Source organism: Aquitalea sp. USM4 (assembly GCF_004328945.1).
In the GTDB taxonomy this organism is placed as follows: domain Bacteria; phylum Pseudomonadota; class Gammaproteobacteria; order Burkholderiales; family Chromobacteriaceae; genus Aquitalea; species Aquitalea pelogenes.
Genome location: NZ_CP029539.1, coordinates 1,815,438 through 1,834,625 on the forward strand (window position 1 = coordinate 1,815,438; position 19,188 = coordinate 1,834,625).

18 protein-coding genes and 1 pseudogene are annotated in these 19,188 nt (G+C 60.3%); 17 read left to right on the plus strand and 2 right to left on the minus strand.

All coding sequences use genetic code 11. The annotated features are described in order from the left end of the window. Nucleotides 1-53: 53 nt before the first annotated feature. The 11 genes from DKK66_RS08615 to gap all read left to right on the plus strand — a co-directional run bounded on the left by DKK66_RS08615 (nt 54) and on the right by gap (nt 12,396). Entirely contained in the window at nt 54-899 is an 846-nt protein-coding gene (locus DKK66_RS08615; protein WP_131357160.1) for a hypothetical protein, read from the plus strand. A gap of 73 nt (nt 900-972) precedes the next feature. Beyond that, complete coding sequence (gene purD, locus DKK66_RS08620) at nt 973-2,250, plus strand: phosphoribosylamine--glycine ligase (protein ID WP_131357163.1); 1,278 nt, start codon at nt 973-975, stop codon at nt 2,248-2,250. A 401-nt stretch (nt 2,251-2,651) separates the two neighbouring features. After that, nucleotides 2,652-3,380, plus strand: coding sequence for an ABC transporter substrate-binding protein (locus tag DKK66_RS08625; protein WP_131357166.1), 729 nt, complete (start codon nt 2,652-2,654; stop codon nt 3,378-3,380). Then, nucleotides 3,377-4,045 carry an L-threonylcarbamoyladenylate synthase gene (locus tag DKK66_RS08630; protein ID WP_242673591.1) on the plus strand — a complete coding sequence of 223 codons (669 nt, stop codon included), beginning with the start codon at nt 3,377-3,379 and terminating at the stop codon, nt 4,043-4,045. Before DKK66_RS08625 ends, DKK66_RS08630 begins: the two co-directional genes overlap by 4 nt. Nucleotides 4,046-4,082: 37 nt before the next feature. After that, nucleotides 4,083-4,742, plus strand: coding sequence for a protein TolQ (tolQ, locus tag DKK66_RS08635; protein WP_370302998.1), 660 nt, complete (start codon nt 4,083-4,085; stop codon nt 4,740-4,742). Nucleotides 4,743-4,854: 112 nt separating this feature from the next. Further along, entirely contained in the window at nt 4,855-5,727 is an 873-nt protein-coding gene (gene yedA, locus DKK66_RS08640; RefSeq protein WP_131357169.1) for a drug/metabolite exporter YedA, read from the plus strand. A gap of 464 nt (nt 5,728-6,191) precedes the next feature. Next, on the plus strand, nt 6,192-6,926 hold the full coding sequence (locus DKK66_RS08645; RefSeq protein WP_045845798.1) for a GntR family transcriptional regulator: 735 nt from the start codon (nt 6,192-6,194) through the stop codon (nt 6,924-6,926). Then, nucleotides 6,923-8,044: an N-acetylglucosamine-6-phosphate deacetylase gene (gene nagA / locus DKK66_RS08650; RefSeq protein ID WP_062790032.1), complete on the plus strand. Its 1,122-nt coding sequence runs from the start codon at nt 6,923-6,925 to the stop codon at nt 8,042-8,044. The genes DKK66_RS08645 and nagA overlap by 4 nt, the downstream gene beginning before the upstream one ends. After that, a complete protein-coding gene (locus tag DKK66_RS08655) occupies nt 8,025-9,047 on the plus strand; it encodes an SIS domain-containing protein (protein ID WP_242673592.1) in 1,023 nt (340 codons plus the stop codon). Before nagA ends, DKK66_RS08655 begins: the two co-directional genes overlap by 20 nt. Before the next feature lie 416 nt (nt 9,048-9,463). Beyond that, on the plus strand, nt 9,464-11,212 hold the full coding sequence (gene nagE / locus DKK66_RS08660; protein WP_242673593.1) for an N-acetylglucosamine-specific PTS transporter subunit IIBC: 1,749 nt from the start codon (nt 9,464-9,466) through the stop codon (nt 11,210-11,212). 173 nt (nt 11,213-11,385) lie between these two features. Beyond that, the gene (gene gap / locus DKK66_RS08665; protein WP_045845794.1) at nt 11,386-12,396 is read left to right on the plus strand and encodes a type I glyceraldehyde-3-phosphate dehydrogenase; all 1,011 of its coding nucleotides are present in this window, start codon (nt 11,386-11,388) and stop codon (nt 12,394-12,396) included. A gap of 290 nt (nt 12,397-12,686) precedes the next feature. Here gap and DKK66_RS08670 read toward each other — a convergent pair whose 3' ends face one another. After that, nucleotides 12,687-13,130, minus strand: coding sequence for an Lrp/AsnC family transcriptional regulator (locus tag DKK66_RS08670; protein WP_062790046.1), 444 nt, complete (start codon nt 13,128-13,130; stop codon nt 12,687-12,689). A 451-nt stretch (nt 13,131-13,581) separates the two neighbouring features. On the opposite strand from DKK66_RS08670, the gene phoB reads away from it, so the two are divergent. The 4 genes from phoB to tal all read left to right on the plus strand — a co-directional run bounded on the left by phoB (nt 13,582) and on the right by tal (nt 17,140). Further along, nucleotides 13,582-14,271: a phosphate regulon transcriptional regulator PhoB gene (gene phoB / locus DKK66_RS08675; RefSeq protein WP_045845792.1), complete on the plus strand. Its 690-nt coding sequence runs from the start codon at nt 13,582-13,584 to the stop codon at nt 14,269-14,271. Nucleotides 14,272-14,278: 7 nt separating this feature from the next. Further along, nucleotides 14,279-15,601, plus strand: coding sequence for a phosphate regulon sensor histidine kinase PhoR (gene phoR / locus DKK66_RS08680; RefSeq protein WP_045845791.1), 1,323 nt, complete (start codon nt 14,279-14,281; stop codon nt 15,599-15,601). 83 nt (nt 15,602-15,684) lie between these two features. After that, the gene (locus DKK66_RS08685; RefSeq protein WP_131357175.1) at nt 15,685-15,984 is read left to right on the plus strand and encodes a Dabb family protein; all 300 of its coding nucleotides are present in this window, start codon (nt 15,685-15,687) and stop codon (nt 15,982-15,984) included. Nucleotides 15,985-16,078: 94 nt separating this feature from the next. Beyond that, the gene (gene tal / locus DKK66_RS08690) at nt 16,079-17,140 is read left to right on the plus strand and encodes a transaldolase (RefSeq protein ID WP_045845790.1); all 1,062 of its coding nucleotides are present in this window, start codon (nt 16,079-16,081) and stop codon (nt 17,138-17,140) included. A gap of 259 nt (nt 17,141-17,399) precedes the next feature. Here tal and DKK66_RS08695 read toward each other — a convergent pair whose 3' ends face one another. Beyond that, the gene (locus DKK66_RS08695; protein WP_131357178.1) at nt 17,400-17,930 is read right to left on the minus strand and encodes a hemerythrin domain-containing protein; all 531 of its coding nucleotides are present in this window, start codon (nt 17,928-17,930) and stop codon (nt 17,400-17,402) included. Between the two features lie 350 nt (nt 17,931-18,280). On the opposite strand from DKK66_RS08695, the pseudogene DKK66_RS20460 reads away from it, so the two are divergent. Together DKK66_RS20460 and ampD are read left to right on the plus strand one after the other, a co-directional pair. Then, nucleotides 18,281-18,562 (plus strand): annotated as a pseudogene (locus tag DKK66_RS20460) (GNAT family N-acetyltransferase); the annotation flags it as partial. A 9-nt stretch (nt 18,563-18,571) separates the two neighbouring features. Then, nucleotides 18,572-19,147 (plus strand): 1,6-anhydro-N-acetylmuramyl-L-alanine amidase AmpD, encoded by a 576-nt coding sequence (gene ampD, locus DKK66_RS20465; protein WP_239689623.1) that lies wholly within the window; start codon nt 18,572-18,574, stop codon nt 19,145-19,147. Nucleotides 19,148-19,188 lie beyond the last annotated feature (41 nt).

The window sequence follows — 19,188 nt, forward strand, 5'->3', positions numbered from 1 at the left end:
GGCTGCATCGGGGAGGTGCGCAGTACCTTGCCTTGCTGCCCGCCGGAGAAACCGTGAACAAGACCACCAGGATCATGCTGCTGATTGTGCTGCTATTCGGCGTGGCTGCCACGGTGTACTGGCTGGAACAGCCGGCCCCGATGCCGGCTCCGGCCCCGCTTGCCCAGACTCCCGACCTTAACCGGCTGGCCGAACAGGCAGTGGCGGTGTACCGCAGCACGCAGAACATGCAGACCGCTGCCAAACCCGGCCAGTGGAAGCTGGACGCCAAGGCCAGCAACAGCGCAGGCCCGTTTGTCGGTACCTTCGGCCCCTTGCAACTGGCCCGGGACGGCCAGGGCCGTCAGTTGTTGCTGACCACCTTTGTGGCGGATACGGCGGATTCGGCTGGCGAGGGCATGGACAGCTTTGCTGCCTCCGGCATCAGCCGCCTGCTGCTGTTTGTATTGCAGAACGGCCAATACGTGCTGCAAACGGAAAAGCAGCTGGAAATGGGCACCAACGGCATGGCAGCGAGCGCACGCGTGGTACAGCTGGGCCCGCATGAGTGGGGCTGGACCTTGCACAGCAGCTACCTGCAGCAAGGCTATACCGCCAGCACGGTGGAGTTTTTCCACGCCACCGCCACGGATATCCGCAGCATGGGGCATCTGACCGAACAGGCCGACAACAAGGGCGTGTGCGGTGATGCCGGCGGTGATGGCTGCCCGGCGGTGACCGATGTGCAAGCCCGCTGGCAGTGGCGGCCCGTGACAGGCCCTGATGCGCGCTTTTATCCGCTGGATGTTCAATGGCAAGGGCTGATCGACGGCAAGAAAATCAGCCAGCACGCGCAGTTGCTTCCCGATGCAGGCAGCGGGATTTATCCGTTCCCTGCCAATCTGAATGTACAATTCTGAGCGCAGCCCGACAGGGCCTGTCGCTCCATGACGGCAGCCACATGCTGCCGCTAACGATGAAGGATCTCGCAAGATGAAAGTGTTGGTAATCGGTTCCGGTGGCCGCGAACACGCACTGGCGTGGCGTATTGCCAAGTCCAATCGCGTCTCCAAGGTATTTGTGGCACCGGGCAATGCTGGTACCGCGCTGGACCCAAATCTCACCAATGTCGAGCTGAGCGGCAACGATGCGCTGGTCGACTTTGCACGTCGTGAAGACATCCAGCTGACCGTGGTCGGCCCGGAAGCCCCGCTGGCTGCCGGTGTGGTGGATGCCTTCCGTGTTGCCGGGCTGAAAATCTTCGGCCCCACCCAGTACTGTGCCCAGCTGGAAAGCTCCAAGGATTTCGCCAAGGCCTTCATGCAGCGCCATGGCATTCCCACCGCCGGTTACCAGACCTTTACCGATGCGGCTGAAGCCCATGCCTATGTGGCCGGCAAGGGTGCGCCTATCGTGATCAAGGCCGATGGCCTGGCTGCGGGCAAGGGCGTGGTGGTGGCACTGACGCTGGACGAAGCCCATGCCGCCATCGACGACATGCTGGTGGGCAACAAGATGGGCAGCGCCGGTGCGCGCGTGGTGATCGAAGACTTCCTGCAAGGCGAAGAGGCCAGCTTCATCGTGATGGTGGATGGCGACCACGTGTTGCCGATGGCCACCAGCCAGGACCACAAGCGCCTGCTGGACAACGACCTGGGCCCCAATACCGGCGGCATGGGTGCCTACAGCCCGGCACCGGTGGTTACCCCGCAGGTGCATAACCGCGTGATGCGCGAAATCATCCTGCCCACCGTGCAAGGCATGAAAAAGGACGGCCACAGCTACACCGGCTTCCTGTATGCCGGTTTGATGATCGACCATGACGGCAACCCGTTCACCATCGAATTCAACTGCCGTTTTGGCGACCCGGAAACCCAGCCCATCATGGCGCGTCTGAAGTCGGACTTCACCGTGCTGCTGGAAGCCGGTGTCAACGGCAAGCTGGATCAGGTGGAAGCCGAATGGGACCGCCGCGTGGCGCTGGGCGTGGTGCTGGCTGCCGCCGGCTACCCGGATGCCCCGCGCAAGGGCGACGTCATCACCGGCCTGCCGGCGGAAACCGAAGACAGCATGGTGTTCCATGCCGGTACGGCGTTCAACGACAGCAAGCAGGTAGTCAGCAATGGCGGCCGCGTGCTGTGCGCGGTAGGCCTGGGCGACAGCGTGAAGATGGCGCAGCAAAAAGCCTATGCGGTAGCGGATGCCATCCATTTTGATGGCAGCCAGCTGCGCCGCGATATCGGTAGCAAGGCAATCAATCGCCCTAAGTAAGCCGGATTGGCAGCATGGCAGACAACGGCACCCAGTGGGTGCCGTTTTTCTTTATCTGTTTTTGATGCCCTGCATGGCCATTTCTATGCGATTTTGACTGACGGAACACTACATTCTGCTTGTCAGTCATCGTATAGCAGGTGTCCACCATGTCTGCACCGTTTCCCAAAACCTTGCTACTCCCGTGCAGCGTTCAGGCGCTGTTGCGCCATGCCCGCCGTTGCTGCTGCCGGGTGAGCTACTGGCTGCGCCAGTTCCGCAGCCCGGCCCAGGTCTCGCGCTGTTGTGCCTGGCGGCCCTTGCCGCCGGCCGCGGTAACACAGCAAAAAACCGACCTTTATGGCAGGCCCCCACAGGCTTGACTAGACTGCAAATGTCGCTGACATCCGGGAGTCGCTGCCATGTCCATCCGTCTGCTCCTTGCCAGCATATTCTTGACCGGCAGCCTTGCTGCCACGGCAGCCCCGCCGCTGCGCATCCTCACCGAGGATTATCCGCCCTTCAACATGATGGGCAGTGGGGGCCGCATCAGCGGTATGTCCACCGATGTCTTGCAAGAAGCGTTTCGCCGTGCCGGTATCAACTATGGCATCGAAATGCTGCCATGGGTTCGTGCACTCAACCTGACCATACTGGAAAGCAATACCTGCCTTTATTCCACCGCGCGTACCGCAGCACGCGAGCAGCAGTTCAAATGGGTTGGACCATTGGTTGATAATCCCTGGGTACTCTATGGCAGAAATGATAGCCGTCATGCCATCAAGTCACTGGAAGAAGCCAGACGTTTCAAGATAGGCGGGTATAGCGGTGACGCCACTGCCCAGTTCCTGATTGATCGCGGATTCGATGTTGATCTGGCCAGCACCGACCAGCTCAATATCAAGAAGCTGCTGGCGGGGCGCATCGACTTCTGGGCCACCGGGAAATATCCTGGTGCAGCCTTGCTGGCCAGAGAGAAAGTCACCCAGCTTCATCCCATCCTCACATTCAACACCCCCATGCTTTATCTGGCGTGCAATCCCGGCATGCCGGACGCCCTGATACAGCAATTGAATGATCAGCTACGCAGCATGCAGCGCGACGGCACGCTGGCACACCTCTACGCCAAATATATTAACCAGAAAGAGTGAGCGGACTGCAGATCGCGGTTTCATCCGGTGCCGCGCTGCCGCTACAATGGCAGCTTCGCTTCAACTCCTTGCTGATCTGCATGCCGTCTTCCTGCTTGTCCTCGCCATACCGTCTGCCCAAGGCGGGCCTGCTGACGCAGGCGCGCGCGCGTTTGCGCGCGGGAGGAGTGATTGCCTACTCCACCGAATCCTGTTTCGGGCTGGGTTGCCTGCCGCAGGATGTCAGGGCAATCCGGCGGGTGCTGGCCATCAAGGCAAGGCCGAATCACAAGGGCCTGATCGTGATAGCCGCCGACGTCGCCCAGATCCGTCATCTGGTAAAGCCGCTTTCCGCCGCACAATGGGCGGAACTTGGCCGTTACTGGCCCGGTCCCTATACCTTTTTGCTTCCGGCCTCGCGCAAGGTGGCACCGGCCCTGCGTGGCCGGCATGACAAGATCGCCGTGCGCATTACCGCCCATGGCGAGGCAGCCGCCCTGTGCCGGGCTGTGGGCAGTGCGCTGGTGTCGACTTCTGCCAACCGCGCCGGGCAACGTGCGTTAAAGACTGCACGGGCTTGTCGCATGGCATTTGGCAGCGCGGTACTGACCCTGCCGGGGCGGATAGGCAAACGCAGGAAGCCATCCACCATCATTGATTTCACCAGCGGCCGCGTATTGCGCTAGGCCGTTTTAATTCAGACAAGGAAACATCGTGCAGCAGATTTCCATATTCAGCCTGGTGATGAATGCCAGCCTGGTGGTGCAGCTGGTCATGGCAGGCCTGGCCTTGGTGTCGGTGCTGTCGTGGGCGCTGATTTTCAACAAGATTTCCGTATTGCGTGCCGCGCGTCGCCACAGCGACGAGTTCGAACGCAATTTCTGGAGCGGGGCCGACCTGAACCGCTTGTATGAAGACGCCAACCGCCGCAACGACAGCGTGGGCATGGAGCGCATCTTCCAGTCCGGTTTTGCCGAATTCCTCAAGCTGCGTGGCCGCACGGGTGCCGAGCTGTCGGACATCATGGATGGTTCGCGCCGTGCCATGCGCGCTGCCGCCCAGCGCGAACTGGATGCGCTGGACAGCCATACTTCTTTCCTGGCAACAGTAGGCTCGGTCAGTCCCTATATCGGTCTGTTCGGTACGGTGTGGGGCATCATGCATGCCTTTATCGGGCTGGGTAATGTGGGGCAGGCCACCTTGTCCACCGTGGCACCGGGTATTGCCGAAGCGCTGGTGGCCACCGCCATCGGCCTGTTTGCTGCCATTCCGGCGGTGGTGGCCTATAACCGCTTTGCCACCGATGTGGACCGTCTGGCTACCCGCTTCGATACCTATATGGAAGAGTTTTCCAACATCCTGCAACGGCTGGCCACCCGCTGATCGCCACCAGAGGCAGGGATTGTTCTGGCTCAAGAACAGAGCTTTCCCTGCCGGTGCTTGAGTTTTTTACAGGCCGAAGGCATGGTGGACGACCACCCACCCCGAGTCCGCCATGTCTGCCCGTCCCGCCGCGCTGTCCTTGCTGACCTTGTCAGCCTTCTTTGCCCTGTACGTGATCTGGGGCTCGACCTATTTCTTCATACGCATCGGTATCGAATCCTGGCCGCCTTTCATGATGGCCGGTCTGCGCTTTCTGTTTGCCGGCAGCGTGATGCTGGCCTTCCTGCTGCTGCGCGGCCATCGTTTGCCCAGCCGGCAGGAATTGCGTGGCGCAGCCATTCTGGGTGTGTTGATGCCAGCCATCGGCAATGGTTTTGTCACGCTGGCAGAAAAGCAGGTGTCATCCGGGGTGGCGGCGCTGGTGGTGGCCACCGTACCCCTGTTCACCGTGCTGTTTGGCCGTTTCTGTTTCGGCTTGCGTGCACGTGGTCGCGAGTGGGCAGGTATCGCGCTGGGCATGCTGGGCATGCTGGTGCTGAACCTGGGTTCCAATCTGCGTGCCAGCCCGATGGGGGCGTTCTGGCTGCTGTTCGCTTCTGCCGGTTGGGCGCTGGGTTCGGCCTGGAGCCGGGTGATGGTCCAGCCCAAGGGGCCGATGGGCAGTGCCTGGATGATGATTTTCGGTGGCTTGGCCTTGTTGCTGGGCAGTGCCGCCACCGGCGAACAGCTGACAGCGATGCCGTCATGGCAGGGCTGGGCCGCCATTGCCTACCTGTCGGTATTCGGTTCCATGGTGGCCTACAGTGCCTACCTGCATCTGCTGAAAACCGTATCACCGGCCGCTGCCACCAGCTATGCCTATGTCAATCCCATCATCGCCGTCCTGCTGGGCATGGTGTTGCTGGGTGAACATGTCGGTCAGCAGGAAGTGCTGGCCATGGTGATCATCCTCTCCGGCGTGGTACTGATCAGCTGGCGCAAATAAAGTCGTCGCCGCGACTTTGTCCTCATCCAGACAGGGGCCCTTCGCGGCCCCTGTTGCATTGCGCCAGTTTCACTGTGGTTTTCTGGCGACGTTACGGCAATTGGCCTGCAGCCCGTGCTACGCCACAGTGCTGCACCTGGCTGCTTAAGACTGTCTGTCTGGCCAGTCATGACACATTCACGATGCTATCCACGTTTTAGTCGCAAAAAACATCCACTTCAATACCACTTTGTCGGTCTCTTGATTTCCTCACCAGTCTTGTCCTGGCCCTCAGTGCTGCCTGGCTTTCTGTATTTCCTGTATTCCGGCCGCGTCACTTCCTGTCATTTGGCAGGGTTATCGTGAAATTGGTATTGACGTGGTATTTAAGTGGTATTAATTTTGCAGCCATGACGGGTGTGGTCTTGCAGGGCAAGGAATGCGATATTCGCCGTGTTACCAACCAGACCAGTTGCAGACCGCTTATGGAAAACCGATGGAGTGCACTCAAGCCGGAAGGCGAGTCCACCACGCCGCTGTATTTGCAGCTTGCCCGCAAACTGGCCGAAGCCATCAATGCCGGCTGGTGGCAGGCAGACGAAGCCCTGCCATCCGAACGCACCTTTTCCGAGGAGCTGGGCATATCGCGGGTGACGGCACGCAAGGCGATGGATGTGTTGCTGGAGCAGGGCTTGATCCGGCGCCGGCATGGTTCCGGCACTTTCATCACGCCAAGACTGGAACAGCCCTTGTCACGGCTGGTGGGTTTTACCGAGCAATTGCGCCAGCGCGGCTTCGAACCTTCCTCGGTATGGCTGGAGCGCGGCATTCATCCGCCCAGCAATGACGAGGTGATCAAGCTGGGCTTGTCCCCCACCTCGCAGGTGGCGCGGCTCAAGCGCCAGCGCCTGGCAGACGGGGTCGTGATGGCGATAGAGATGACCACATTGCCAGTAGCCGTTTTGCCCGAGCCACATAAAGTGGGCAACTCGCTGTATGCCTACCTGGACAGTGCCGGTCATGCCGTGGTGCGCGCCTTGCAGCATATCCGCGCGGTGAATGCCTCGGCCGAGATTGCAGCGCTGGCCGGCATCCGGCAGGGGGAGGCGATGTTGCTGATCACCCGCATCGGCTTCAATGCCGATAACCAGGCGATAGAACTGACCGATACCTATTGCCGTAATGATTATTACGACTTTGTAGCTGAACTGAGACGATGACGACACGACATGTACTGCAGGGCCGCATCCTGACTGCCGATGGCTGGCGGGATGGCAGGCTGGAAACCGGGCCGGATGGCCGCATTGCCGCTGTGGACGGCAGCCTGCCGGGTAGTGGCACGGCGGCACGCTACATCCTGCCCGGCTTCATCGACCTGCATGTACATGGCGGAGGCGGGGTGGACATCATGGAGGGGGGCCAGGCGGCCGAATCGGTGGCACGGCTGCATGCCCGCCACGGCACCACCGCCATGCTGGCCACTACCATGACCGCCCCCATGGACGAGATAGAAAACGTACTGGCAGCACTGGGGCCGTCTTGCCGCCAGCGCGCCAGCGGCAGTGCCCGCCTGCTGGGCGTGCATCTGGAAGGCCCGTATATCAACCCCGGCAAGCTGGGCGCACAACCGGACGATGCCTGTCAGGCGGTGCTGTCGCAAATCGAAAAACTGGCTCAATTGGCCCCGATTGCGCTGCTGACACTGGCACCGGAAATTCCCGGACACATGGACATCATCCGTGCCTTGAGCGATGCCGGCATCCGGGTGCAAATCGGCCACACCCTGGGCAGTTATGAGGATGGCGTGCAGGCCTTGCAGCAAGGTGCCACCGGTTTTACCCATTTGTTCAATGCCATGACCGGCCTACATCACCGCGAGCCGGGCATGGTGGGAGCGGCGCTGGCCCATGCGGAATACGCCGAGCTGATTCCTGACTTGCTGCATGTGCATCCCGGTGCCATCCGCACCGCCTTGCGCGCCATTCCGCGGTTGTACTGCGTGACCGACTCCACTGCCGCAGCCGGCATGCCGGATGGTGAATACAAGCTGGGCTCACATACCGTGCACAAATGCCTGGGCGGGGTGCGGCTGGCCGACGGCACGCTGGCCGGCAGTACGCTGACCATGGATCAGGCCTTGCGCAATCTGGTGTCCATCGGCCTGCCACTGGCCGAGGCCTCGCACCGGTTGTCGTTGTACCCGGCCGATTATCTGGGCCATGCAGACCGTGGCCGTTTGCAAACCGGGGCATGGGCCGATGTGCTGGTGCTGGATGCCGAGCTGAATTTGCTGGATGTCTATCTGGAAGGGGAACACCTTGTCGTCTCTGATGTATGAAGAAGCACTGTCCGCTGCGGATGCCGTGGCCGCCCAACACATGTATGCGGACGAAGGCCTTGCCGTGCTGGGCCGCGAGCTGGCCACCACCCCGCCCACGCTGGCGTTGACGGTGGCGCGTGGCAGCTCGGACCATGCTGCCAGTTATTTTGCTTACCTGGCCATGCAGCGCCTGGGTGTGCCGGTGGTGTCCTTGCCCATGTCGCTGGTTACCCTGCACCACGCCCCGCTGGCGGTAAAGGGCCAACTGGCAGTTGCCCTGTCCCAGTCCGGCCAAAGCCCGGACCTGATCGACACCATGAGCCGCCTGGCCGCTGCCGGTGCGCGCACCGTCGCCCTGGTCAACAAGCATGAATCGCCGCTGGCGGCAGCGTGCGAATGGTCGTTGCCGTTGTGTGCCGGTGAAGAAAAGAGCGTGGCCGCCACCAAGAGCTATATCGCTTCGCTTTCCGCTGTAGCCCGTCTGGTGGCGCACTGGCAGGGCGATGCCACGCTGCTGCAGGCACTGGACCAGCTACCTGCCCAGCTGCAACAAGCATGCCGTCAGGACTGGAGTGCAGCCCTTCCTGTTCTGGCCGGTGCCGAACGCATCATGGTGGTGGGACGCGGACTGGGTTTTGCCGTGGCGCTGGAAGCGGCGCTCAAGTTCAAGGAAACCTGTGCCATCCAGGCTGAGGCTTTCTCCGGTGCAGAAATCAAGCATGGCCCGATGGCCCTGATCGACGAAGGTTATCCGCTGCTGGTGTTTGCGCCACGTGGCCCGGAACAGCAAGGCCTGATCGATCTGGCAGCGGAAATGCGCGGTCGTGGCGCACGAGTATTGCTTGCCGCACCAGACACAGTAGCCACTCGCGACCTGACGCTGAGCGTGGCCGACGATGAGGCGCTGGACCCCTTGCTGGCCATCCAGAGTTTCTACCTGATGGCGGCGCAACTGTCCGAAGCACGTGGGCTCAATCCTGACACCCCGCGTCATTTGTCCAAGGTCACCCGTACGCATTGAGCGCTGCCCTGAATCCGGTCACCACCAGGTGGCCCATTGCCAAACCGTTACGGCTTGTCGCCGTGCAAGGTGCCATCCGGGCCGTCAGGCGGCCCGGCGGCACCGGCATGGACTGAGCCGCAGGAGTCCCGCCACCCCATCGGCCACTCCTGACATGACAGGAGGTGTCCGATGTTGTCCCGTCATCCCCGTGCAGGCCCGGCATCCATGGTGCCGCCCCCCATGTCTGCACATCGTCATTGGCCGATAACGGCCACCAGCCTGGTTTTTCCGCTTGTCCGATGGGCCCCATGCGCCCCAAAAGCCAGGCATGGTCACGACCACACCCTATCCTGCGCGGCCAGCCGTGTTGGCGACTGCAGCGCAGACAAGACGGAATGGCAACTGACCATTCCACATCCAAAGGAGGCATTGAGGTGAGTACACAAAACAGATTTGCAGGCATTCAGCAGCTGGGCCGGGCCCTGATGCTGCCGATTGCGGTATTGCCGGTCGCCGGTTTGCTGTTGCGGCTGGGGCAGCCGGACCTGCTCAACATCAAGGTGATGGCGCAGGCCGGAGATGCCATCTTCGGCAATCTGGCGCTGATTTTCGCCATTGGCGTGGCGGTGGGCTTTGCCCGCGACAACAATGGCGCGGCGGGCCTCGCCGGTGCCATCGGCTATATGGTGCTGACGGCGGTATTGAAGGTGATGCCGGATACCCTGCTGGCCTATGCGGTATTCAAGCCGCTGGTGCATCTGGATGCAGAGGGCAAACCGTTTGCCATCAATATGGGCGTGCTGGCCGGGATACTGTCCGGCCTGATTGCCGGGGTGCTGTACAACCGCTACAAGGACATCAAGCTGCCCACCTACCTGGCCTTCTTTGGCGGGCGTCGCTTTGTGCCGATTGCCACCGGCTTTGCCATGCTGCTGCTGGGTGTGGTGCTGGGCCTCGCTTGGCCGCCGGTGCAAAACGGTATTGATGCCGTCGGCAAATGGCTGATCGGCGTCGGCGAAATCGGGCTGTTCATTTATGGCGTGCTCAACCGCCTGCTCATCGTCACCGGGCTGCATCACATTCTCAATACCATGGTGTGGTTCCAGGTGGGCGATTACACCGATGCAGCAGGCAAGCTGGTGCATGGCGACCTGACCCGCTTCTTTGCCGGGGACAAAACCGCCGGCATGTTCATGAGCGGCTTTTTCCCGGTGATGATGTTCGGCCTGCCCGCTGCCTGCCTGGCGATGTACCGGGCGGCCAGGCCGGAGAACAAGGCCGCCGTGGGCGGGGTGTTGTTTTCCATGGCGCTGACTGCCTTCCTGACCGGCGTGACCGAGCCGGTCGAGTTTGCCTTCATGTTCCTGGCTCCCATGCTGTATGCCATCCATGCAGTACTCACCGGCATTGCCATGGCCCTGATGTATGCACTGGGTGTGCATCTGGGCTTTGGCTTCTCCGCCGGCCTGTTCGATTACCTGCTTAACTTCGGCATTGCCCAGAAGCCGCTGCTGTTGCTGCCGGTGGGCCTGCTGTACTTCGTCATCTATTACGGCCTGTTCAGTTTCTTCATCCGCAAGTTCAACTTGCAAACCATGGGCCGCGAAGCGGTTACACAGCTTACCGTGGTGGCCGTGGAGGGCTCTTCCCGCGCCCATGGTTTCATCCTGGCCCTGGGCGGGGCGGCCAATCTGAAGTCGGTGGATGCCTGCACCACGCGCTTGCGCTTGCAGGTGGCCGACAATGACAAGGTGGACGAGGCCGCACTCAAGGCATTGGGATCGCGCGGCCTGATCAAACCGGCGGCCGGCAGTGTGCAAGTGGTACTGGGGCCGGAAGCGGATCTGATTTCTGATGAAATCCGCACCGCCCTGCAACAGGCTGACAGCAACCCGGCAGCCCCTGTGGTAGTGGCTGGTCGTGTTTCAGGCGCACATCAGGCAGCCAGCACCAGCATGCAGCGTGAAGACTGGCTGCAAGCACTGGGCGGGCAGGCTAATGTGAAGCGTGTACAAGCGGTGGCTGGTGGCCGCCTGCGTATCGAGGTGACTGACAGCGCGCTGGTGGATATCGCCGCGTTGCAAGCCCTGGGTGCGCGGGGTGTTACCACCTTCTCCTCCAGCTTGCTGCATGTGCTGCTGGCGGAAGACCCTGCTCACTTTGCCAGTTTCCTTCAGGTATAAAACCTGCATTGCACTACATGGCGGTGAGCCTTGACTGGCAAGGATTTCACCGCTTTGTTGGTAACCCGCACACTACTTTTGTAGTCACTTGCTTACAGCGCAAAAGGAGCAGAAATTGAATGGCGCAGGGCACGAGATGACCTTGCACCATTATCAAATTAGGAGGATGCATCATGACGTTGAAAGTTGCCATTAATGGTTACGGTCGTATCGGCCGCATGGTGGTCCGCGCCTGGCAGGAGCGTTTTGCTGACCGCGATATCGAAATCGTGGCCATTAATGACCTGGGCAAGCCGGAACTGCACGAACACCTCACCCGTTTTGACAGCGTGCATGGCCCGTTTGGTGGCACCATCGCGCTGGAAGGCGATGCCCTGGTGGTGAACGGCAAGCCGATCAAGCTGCTCTCCATCCGCAACCCGGCAGAACTGCCGTGGAAAGAACTGGGCGTGGATGTGGTACTGGAATGTACCGGCATCTTCACCAAACGTGAAAAAGCTGCGCTGCACCTGGAAGCCGGTGCCAAGCGTGTGCTGATTTCCGCTCCGGCCAACGATGCCGACGCCACCGTGGTATTCGGCGTGAACGATGATGTGCTGACCAGCGCCATGACCGTGGTGTCCAATGCCTCTTGCACCACCAACTGCCTGGCCCCGCTGGTTGAGCCGCTGATCGATACCATCGGTATCGAACGTGGCCTGATGACCACCATCCATGCCTACACCAACGACCAGGTGCTGCTGGATACCGACCACTCCGACCTGCGTCGCGCCCGCTCCGCAGCTGTCTCCATGATTCCTACCAAGACCGGTGCCGCTGCAGCGGTGGGCCTGGTTCTGCCCAAGCTGCAAGGCAAGCTGGACGGCTTTGCCGTTCGTGTACCGGTCAGCAATGTATCGCTGGTGGACCTCACCTTCACTTCCAGCCGTGACACTACGGTGGCCGAAGTGAATGAACTGATCTCCACTGCTGCCAAGGGCAAGCTGGCCGGTGTACTGGCCGTCAACACCCTGCCGCTGGTATCGCGTGACTTCCTGCACCACCCGGCTTCCAGCGTGTTTGACTCCACGCTGACCCGCGTGATTGCCGGTCGTGAAGTCAAGGTACTGTCCTGGTACGACAACGAGTGGGGCTTTGCCAACCGCATGCTGGATACCTCGCTGGCCTGGGCTGCTGCCAAGTAATCTGGCAAAAGCGATTTAGCCAATCCGTTCTCCCGGGCAGCGTCAGAACTGCCGGGGAGAAGCCGGTGCAGTAAACCCGGTTGTCATTGGTCAGAAGGTGGCAGCCTGGGTGTTTCGTTCGTAGATGTGCTTCTATATGGTCTCTCCCAAGAGCTTGGCCGAAGAATCAATGATTCTTCGGCCATTTTTTTGCCCATGGCCGGGCATCTGCGCCCGCGAGAGTCACCTCCGCCATCCTGATGACAGGCTTGCCCCCACCGCGTCATGGCTGCGTCCGCTACCTGCCTTGCTCAGTCGTCCGCCAGTAGCTGTGGCATGCGTGGCGGAACCGGCATGTCGATGATGATGGAGGTTTTGGTGTCGCCAAACTGCATTAACTGGGCAATCAGCGTTTGCAGGCTGGGCATGGTATCGACCGCCACTTTCATCATCAGGCCGCTGGTGCCGGTGATGGATGCACACTCCAGTACCTGGGGCATGCTGCGGATGCGATCAATCACCACGTAATACTCCAGATGCTTCACTGTCAGTTCAATCATGCACAGGATGGGTAAGCCGACCTTGGCCGGGTCGATCTGCGCCCGGTAGCCGGTAATCACGCCCTGCCGCTCCAGTTTGTCCACCCGGTCGGCAATGGCGGGGGAGGACAGATTCACCCGTCGGGCCAGTTCGGCAAAGCTGATGCGGGCATTTTCGTGCAAGCTGCTCAGTATTTTTTTGTCGAATTTATCCAAGTTTGGATTCCAAGGTTTTTTGCTGCAAAAAAGCCATTTTACAAGGTTAAATCAGGAAATTTCCAATATTTCCACATTAAGAAATGGCTTCTTGCTCCGTACAATGCCTGCCTTATCGGAGCTGTTGCGGCACTGTCCCGCCGTGATGGTTCTTGTCTGGATTCGTTGCTGATGGGTACATGTCCCTGTACCTGTTTGAAACTGTCCTGGTGATCTCTTTGTCCCTGGTCTCAAGTCAGACAAACAAATTTTTGACGAAGGCCATTCCGGGTCTGCCATGCGGCAGGCCCGTTTTTTTTGTCGGTACGGCATGCTCTACGTGGCAAGATAGGGTGGTGGTGCACTGGATGACAGGATTTGCAGAAGTTTTGGCAACTATTTAAGAAATGTCATATTTCTGTAATCGCTGCTTTTTATCCTTGCCATCATCAAACCGGGACTGGACCGATACATGGCTGCCAATATTCTGCTTGTCGAAGACGAGCCTGCAATTCAGGAACTGATTGCGTTTAACCTCAACCAGGCTGGACATCACGTCTTGCGTGCCAGCACGGCCGAGGCTGCGTTGACCCTGGTGCGCAATGCACTGCCGGATCTGGTGCTGCTGGACTGGATGCTGCCGGGTGCGTCCGGGGTGGATATTGCCAAGCGCCTGCGTTCGGATGAGCGCACCAAGCATATCCCCATCATCATGCTCACTGCCCGTTCCGATGAGCAGGACAAGATTACCGGGCTGGAATCCGGCGCTGACGACTACATCACCAAGCCGTTCTCGCCGCGCGAATTGTTGGCCCGTATCAAGGCCGTGCTGCGCCGTCGTGCTCCGCAGATGACTGACGATGCGGTCGAGGTGCAAGGCTTGCGCCTGGACCCGATCACCCATCGCGTCAGCGGTAATGGTGACACCATCGACCTGGGTCCGACCGAATTCCGCCTGCTGCACTTTTTCATGACCCACCCGGAACGCGTGCATTCCCGTTCGCAACTGCTGGACCAGGTGTGGGGCGATCATGTATTTGTTGAAGAACGCACGGTAGACGTGCACATTCGCCGCTTGCGCAGTTCGCTGGAAAGCACGGGCCATGATGCCCTGATCCAGACCGTGCGCGGCACCGGCTACCGTTTCTCCACCCAGCAGTGAGGCTGACTTGCGCGAATTCTTGCAGCGTACCCTGGTCTGGCTGATTGTCATCCTCTTCATCGGCCTTGCCTTCTGGGCATTCTCCGGCCCGATCGAAGGCCTGATCGCTGCCGGTGTCGCCCTGCTGGCCTGGCTGGGTTTTCATCTGTACCACATCGCCTTGTTGCTGCGCTGGCTGGAGCAACCCACCGCCGAGCGGGTACCCGATGGCTTTGGTGCCTGGCATACCGTGTTCATGACGCTGTATCGCACCATGCGCAGCCAGATGCAAAGCAAGCGCAAGCTCACCAATGTGCTGGAACGCTTCATCAATGCCGGTGAAGCCATGCCGGATGGCGTGGTGGTGCTGGACGAGAATGATCGCATCGAGTGGATCAACCCGATGGCGATGGAACACCTGAACCTGGATCGCAAGCACGATGTGGGCAACCAGATTCTCAATCTCATCCGCCAGCCCAGTTTTCATGCCTACATGAAAAATGCCAGTTTCAGCCAGCCTCTGGTCTTGCAGCTGACCCAGCCGCGTGAACTGGTGATTTCGGTGCAACTGGTGCCGTTTGACTCCACCCGCAAACTGCTGCTCAGCCGCGACATCACCTCGCTGGAGCGGGTACAGACCGTGCATCGCGATTTTGTCGCCAATGTGTCTCACGAATTGCGCACTCCGCTGACTGTGGTCGGTGGCTTTCTGGAAACCCTGTCCGATATGGAAGAGGTCGACCAGGCCACCCTCAGCCACTTCCTGCCCATGATGATGGAGCAGTCAAGGCGCATGCAGAGCCTGGTGGAAGACCTGCTGACCCTGTCCCGGCTGGAAAACAGCCCCAAGGCGGTGATGGCGGAAAAAGTGAACATGCAGGACATGCTGGATACCCTGATGGTGGAGGCCGAAGGCCTGTCGCAGGGCCGCCATCATGTCCGGCTGGAAAAGGGCTGCAATCAATGGCTGTGGGGTAGCGCGCAGGAGCTGCATTCCGCCTTTGGCAATCTGGTATCCAATGCCGTGCGTTACACGCCTGAAGGCGGCGATATCGTGCTGTCGTGGAAGGCAGAAGGCGAACGGCTGTGTTTCTCGGTCAAGGACAGCGGTATCGGCATCCCGCGTGAGCACATTCCGCGCCTGACCGAACGCTTTTACCGGGTCGACCGTGGCCGCTCGCGCGGCAATGGCGGCACCGGACTGGGGCTGGCCATCGTCAAGCATGTGGTGGCACGGCATAACGCCCGGCTGGATATCCGCAGCGAGCCGGACAAGGGCAGTACCTTCAGTGTGATTTTCCAGCGCGAGCGCTCGGCCGAGCCGGAGGCACAGCCGGAAAACCAGGCCTGACCGGCAGGCTGCGTACTTGCACGCATGGTCAGTACCTGGTGAAGGCAGCATAATCAGCGGCTGAATGGAATCCGGGAGTGACCATGCTGCACCATGTCGTGTTGATCCGCTTTCTGCCTGCCGCTACGGCGGAGGACATTGCCCGCATCAGCCAGCAGTTTGCCGGTCTGGCCCGGCAGATTCCCGGCATCCTGACACTGGGAGGTGGCTCCGATGTCAGCCCGGAAGGTTTGCAACACGGCTTCACCCATGGCTGGCTGGTGCAGTTTGTCGATGCCGCCGCCCGTGATGCCTACCTGGTCCATCCGGCCCACCAGGCTTTCGTCTCCATGCTTAAACCGTTTGTTGATGACGTTTTAGTTTCTGATTTCCCGGCAAATTGACAGCATATCGCTGCAATATGGGCTTGGCCTGCCTGCACAGTCGCGCTAGGATGTTCTTCTTTATGCGCCAACTTTCCCGACCCCGGACCACAACATGAATCGTCTGCAATCCATCCGCCCGTTCGGCCAGCGCATCTGGCTGGACAATCTGTCCCGCGAGCTGCTGGCTTCGGGAGAACTGGCCCGTCTGCTGCAAGAAGACGGCATTGCCGGTGTGACTTCCAATCCGGCCATTTTCTACAAGGCCATCAGTACCGATGCCAGCTACCAGGCCGACCTGACCCGCTTGAAGGCCGAGCCGGGACTGGATGCCGAACAACGCTATGAAGCACTGGTGGTGCCTGACATCCAGGCCGCTTGCGATCTGCTGCAGGACCAATACCGCAGCAGTGCCGGCAACGACGGCTATGTCAGCCTGGAAGTGTCTCCGGCCCTGTCGCATGACGAAGCGGGCACGCTGGACGCGGCACGCCGCCTGTGGGCCGCCATCGACCGGCCCAATGCCATGATCAAGATTCCGGCTACCGCAGCGGGTATTCGCGCTTTCCAGACGCTGACCGCCGAGGGCATCAACGTCAACATCACCCTGCTGTTCAGCCTGCCGCAAGTGGAAGCCGTGTGGGATGCCTATATCGACGGCCTGAGTGCACGCCTGGCTGCGGGCAAGCCGGTGAGCGGCATCAAGGCGGTGGCCAGCTTCTTCCTGTCGCGGGTGGACAGCCTGCTGGACCCGCAACTGCCTGCCGCCTTGCAAGGCAAGGCGGCCATTGCGCTGTCCAAGGTGGCTTATGCCCGCTATCAGCAGCGTTTCCATGGCAGCGAGTTTGCCGCGCTGAAGGCCGCGGGTGCCTGGCCGCAATTCCTGCTGTGGGCTTCCACCGGTACCAAGAATGCGGCTTATTCCGACGTGTTGTACGTGGAAAGCCTGATTGGCGACGAAACGGTCAACACCGTTCCGGATGCCACCCTGGCCGCCTTCCGCGACCACGGCGTTGCTGCGCTGACCCTGCCACAGGATGCACAGCAGGCCCAGATCACCCTGCTGGACGTGGCTGAGGCCGATATCGACCTGGTGGCCGTGGGTGACAAGCTGCAACAGGACGGGCTCAAGCTGTTTGAAGATGCTTTTGCTGCCTTGTTGAAGCTGACTGCCTGAAGCTGATGTGTTGAAAGCAAAAAAAGGATGCCTCGTGGCATCCTTTCAGGCTGCTGATAGCGTGATCTGGTAGGTTTTTACTGGACCCGGCAAAGCCGGGCCTTCCAGTTAACTTATGGGCTCCGCAGCCTTCCCATTTATTCCCAATCCCCCCGCCCTTGCCCTGCAAGGGAGCCTCGCTTTCCTGCCGGAAAGCGAGAAGGAGTTTTGAAAGGATGCCCTATGGCATCCTTTTTTGGTTTATGACACCGGCTGTTGTTCAGCAGGCTTGCTGGCGGCGCTGGGCCATGCGCAAGCCTGCATTGCGCAGCTCGTCTGCGTTCAGCGTGGCGGCGGCAGTGGGAATCAGCCAGGACTCTTCGGAAGCTGCATGTTCCCGATATTGCCGAACGAATTCGGCCACCGCGTTTTCGCTGATGCTGTCCAGTTCGCCATTGCGCAGGGCGCGCAAGTCGTCGCGGATGGCATTCCAGCACGAGTGCAGATAGCCGTGCTCGGCTTCCAGTTGCTCGATGCGCGGGGCGGCCGTGGGGACGCGTTCCAGCAGGATGGGGAACAGCTCCTCCTCCTCGTCGATGTGGTGGGCCGGGCCGGCGACGTCAAAGTAACGGATCACACCATCGATGGTGTTTTTCACCGCCTCATTGACGCCATGTTCGGTGATATAGCCAGGCAGTTGGTCCAGTTGATCGCAAAAGCGGCGGATCTTGTCATGACAGGCCAGTAGCATGTCCAGCGGTTGTTCGAAACTGGCGCTGCTGGTGTTGCCAATATCATTCAGGGTAAGCATGGTGGGTGGCCTCAAGCTGGGAGAATGGTTCGAGTGTGCCGTGCTGCAATGCAAAAAACCATGATTCTGCTCAAATGCATCACACAGAATGGGCTACCGGCGTTCAGGCTGGCACAATGCCATATTGTGCGCCTGGCCTGCCGCTGACGGAAACATTCATGCAGGCCACGCCGCCATTGGCAATTCGAAAGGTGGAAATGGATATTCCCTTTGTCGTCAAGGATGTAACGCTGAGTGACCCGGCCTTGGCCGCGGAGGTATTGCGCATCCAGCTGCAAGCGCATCAGGTGGAGGCGCAGTGGCTGGATTATCCGGCCTTGCCCGTGCTGTGGCGGGATATCGACCAGGTCATGGTCTGCACCGACCGGGTGATCGGTGCATTCGAGGGCGAAACCTTGCGCGGCGTGCTGGTGGCAAGCAAGCGTCAGCAAGGCGGCTGGCATATCGAGCGCACCGTGGTGGATCCGGCCTGCTTTGCCTGCGGCTGGGGTTATCGCCTGCTCAATCATCTGCTGGCCGGTGCTGACGAAGTCAGCGTGGATACGGCTGAAGTCAATCAGGCTGCCATTGCCCTGTACCACAAGGCCGGTTTCGTCCTGCAACAACGCTGGACAGTGCCGGATGGCCTGGTGCTGTGGCGCATGTTGTACTGCGCCAACCGCTTGCAACCGGTGCTGCATCTTGAACCCAGCGGCTGGGTGCGTGAAGCCAGGCAGATTCCTTCGCCCAATTGTGATGCCCGCGAACATGGCCAGCCGGAGCTGCTGGTCATTCATAACATCAGCCTGCCGCCCTACCGTTATGGCAGTCAGGCCGTGGAGCAGTTGTTCACCAACAGCCTGAATCCGGACGAAGACCCGTTTTTCGCCAGCATTCACCAGCTGCGGGTATCGGCCCATTTCTTTATCCGGCGCAGTGGCCAGCTGGTGCAGTTTGTGCCGGTGCAGTCCCGGGCCTGGCATGCCGGGGTCTCCAGCTGGCAGGGCCGCGAGCGCTGTAATGATTTTTCCATCGGTGTCGAGATGGAAGGCTGCGATTTCGAACCCTTTGCCGATGCCCAGTACCAGATGTTGCTGGCGCTGATCGAGGAACTGCGACTACACCTGCCGTTACGGGCAATGACCGGGCATGAGGACATTGCTCCGGGGCGCAAGACGGATCCTGGCCCCTTCTTTGACTGGGCCCGTGTCCGTGCCCGGATTGACCTGCCGGCGTAGTGTTGCCACTACATAGTAAAATTTCATCCGTTTTGCATCAT

Coding starts and splice junctions, on each gene's coding strand:
- ampD (WP_239689623.1), top strand. CDS start 18,572: ATGTTGTACTGCGCCAACCGCTTGCAACCGGTGCTGCATCTTGAACCC.
- nagA (WP_062790032.1), top strand. CDS start 6,923: ATGACGACACGACATGTACTGCAGGGCCGCATCCTGACTGCCGATGGC.
- purD (WP_131357163.1), top strand. CDS start 973: ATGAAAGTGTTGGTAATCGGTTCCGGTGGCCGCGAACACGCACTGGCG.
- gap (WP_045845794.1), top strand. CDS start 11,386: ATGACGTTGAAAGTTGCCATTAATGGTTACGGTCGTATCGGCCGCATG.
- DKK66_RS08625 (WP_131357166.1), top strand. CDS start 2,652: ATGTCCATCCGTCTGCTCCTTGCCAGCATATTCTTGACCGGCAGCCTT.
- DKK66_RS08645 (WP_045845798.1), top strand. CDS start 6,192: ATGGAAAACCGATGGAGTGCACTCAAGCCGGAAGGCGAGTCCACCACG.
- tal (WP_045845790.1), top strand. CDS start 16,079: ATGAATCGTCTGCAATCCATCCGCCCGTTCGGCCAGCGCATCTGGCTG.
- DKK66_RS08685 (WP_131357175.1), top strand. CDS start 15,685: ATGCTGCACCATGTCGTGTTGATCCGCTTTCTGCCTGCCGCTACGGCG.
- DKK66_RS08695 (WP_131357178.1), bottom strand. CDS start 17,930: ATGCTTACCCTGAATGATATTGGCAACACCAGCAGCGCCAGTTTCGAA.
- phoB (WP_045845792.1), top strand. CDS start 13,582: ATGGCTGCCAATATTCTGCTTGTCGAAGACGAGCCTGCAATTCAGGAA.
- yedA (WP_131357169.1), top strand. CDS start 4,855: ATGTCTGCCCGTCCCGCCGCGCTGTCCTTGCTGACCTTGTCAGCCTTC.